The sequence below is a fragment of the Paraburkholderia podalyriae genome (genome assembly GCF_014397785.1).
Taxonomy (GTDB): Bacteria; Pseudomonadota; Gammaproteobacteria; order Burkholderiales; family Burkholderiaceae; genus Paraburkholderia; species Paraburkholderia podalyriae.
Map to the genome: position 1 here is coordinate 1 of NZ_VZQQ01000190.1, position 2,305 is coordinate 2,305.

1 protein-coding gene is annotated in these 2,305 nt (G+C 59.6%); it reads right to left on the reverse strand.

Translation table 11 applies throughout. From position 1 onward, the window contains the following. Positions 1-308: 308 nt before the first annotated feature. Positions 309-1,460 (reverse strand): IS110 family RNA-guided transposase, encoded by a 1,152-nt coding sequence (locus tag F6X42_RS42355; RefSeq protein WP_187639695.1) that lies wholly within the window; start codon positions 1,458-1,460, stop codon positions 309-311. Between the last annotated feature and the right edge of the window lie 845 nt (positions 1,461-2,305).

Consider the following 2,305-nt stretch of genomic DNA (forward strand, 5'->3'; position numbering starts at 1 on the left):
GTATGAGTTCCTCTCTGCCAGCTGCGTAAGCGGAATTTCGCATGATGCCCTCCTTTAACGCGAACCGATGCGATGTGGGAATTGTAGGGCTCCGCGTTATCGCGTCCCTTTCATAGCATCTATCCGCCGGCGGGTAGCCGGCCGCATCCTATGCGCGTTACGCTGGAAGGTTCACCAGGAGTATGCCCCATCTATATCGTTCGGTTGCTGTCGAGCAACCCGGCAACTGCTCGGGCATATTCCGTTCAGACCGGCAAGTAGCTGTTTCATTTGATCCGTTGCTGCGCTGCTTGAGTTGATAGGTATCCTTATCGCATTTTGAGTTCAGCGCCTTCGGGAATCACACCATCCTTGAGGTAGCGCCATAACGCGATGACCAGGCGGCGTGCCACCGCGACGATCGCAATACGTCGGGCGCGTCGGTTGGGGCCAGTGCCCTTCGTGCGCTCGTTGAACCAGCGGGTGAGCAGGCTGCTGGGCTGATACCGTATCCAGGTCCATGCCGTTTCAATCAGTAGCGCGCGCACGCGTCGGTTTCCTTGTTTGCTGATCCCCTGATCGATCTGGGTCTGGCCGCTGTCGTAGGGCTGGGGGACCAGGCCGGTACACGCACCCACTTGGCGGCGGTTGGCGAAGTGCCTCCAGAAGAGTTCGAGTGCAAGTCTCGAGCCGCTAACCGGACCGATGCCGCGCAGGTGTGTGAGGTGATCAATACGCTCGCGCGCACGTTCGGGAAGGTGGAGGTGGTAGGCCTTTTCGAGGGTGGCCGCCTGCTTCTCGACCAGCGCCAGCCGCTCGCACTCGCGCAGTAGGCGTTCATGGAGCTCCTCGGGTAGCGGGGTACCATCGTGACAGCACACTTGACGGCATGCGAGCCGGTTTGCGAATTTACGGCTGTTGACGTCCTCCCAGCAGCCGACTGTCGCCAGCAGCTTGCGCATGCGATCACGATGTTGCAGCACCTCCTTCTGCAGTTGGCCGCGGTCACGCATCAGGTGGCGCGAGGCTTCATCCTGCGCAGAGGGTACGTGCACCGCATGCATGCGGTCGCGTTCGCCGCCCAGCCAGGCCCGCAGGTTGATGACCAGCTTCGTCACGTCGAGCCGGTCGGTCTTTGCGCGACGCTTTTGGCGTTGGACTGGAATGCTCGCGGGATCGACGACGTAACACTCGATGCCGCGAGCCTGCAGAGCTCGAAAAATCCAGAAAGCATCCTGGCCGGCTTCGTAGCTCACGACGATGCGCGTGTTGTCGGGCAGTGCCCATGCCTGTTTTTGGGTGGCGATCAGCGTAAGCACGGCCTGCAGGCGGGCGGCCGGGTCGGTTTGTGCCACCGTGTGAATCGACGGGCTTTCTCGATGCCCGTCATGCAGCGCGACTTTCCACTTAGCCGCCGCCAGTTCAAGCGATACGGCCAGCACCACGTCCGTTACGTTGCCTTGCGTTTCCTGCGTACGCATGATGCCCTCCTGTGAGGAACTTCACGACATGCTGATTTTACGATATGGCCCGGTTGCGGCCGCTTACTCTACATAGGATCTATCCGGGCATGCGTGACTGGTAACGGTCGGGTGTGAAGCTCTGGAGACAACGTGCCTCTCGATTGACGGTTCACTTCGGTGACGAGGACGGGATCGACACTGCCAGCCGCCGTGCGGTGTGAGGTGCCAGGCAATTTCCGCATGCGCAACATATGTGAACTGTTGCTTAAACGCCGTAATGACCGATGAGCCAAAGCGTGCTGTCAGGCTCTAACCCAAAAGGTATGCAGCCGGTTGCTTGCGTCAACAAAGCAAGCACGTCGTCGTCAGCGCTGCCGGGGGATAGACAGGCGCTAAACGGACAGGCCCAGGTTCATTTGGGTCGGCAAGGATGGGAACGTGGAAAACCCGACTTCTCGCCACGGTGTTCTGTTGTTTGGGCCGCAGTGGCAGGTGACTCGCAAGGGAGGCTGTCGAGGGAGCGGGCATGAGAACGCGGAAAAAGCGAATGGTGGCCTGTAATGGGTCGCATAGGGGTTCAAGATTTGCCCTGACCTGAAAGGGTGCAGACTTCCGCGTGGTGCAGTTGTCGTAGGCCAACATTTGAGGTTCGACGAAGGGCTGCCTGAGAGAGACCGGTATGGCTACGGTTCGGCGTCCTTCGCCTTGGTAACAAGGTGAATCAACGGTGTGACGCGAGCTAACGTCAAGAGTGGTGTATGGGCAACTTGAAGGCAGGCGCTTTCAGGCGGCGAGTTTCTGCTGAACCCGTTGATCGTCTTTCACCTGTTCGCCGTCCTTGAAGGCAATGCCCTCCAGCAGCA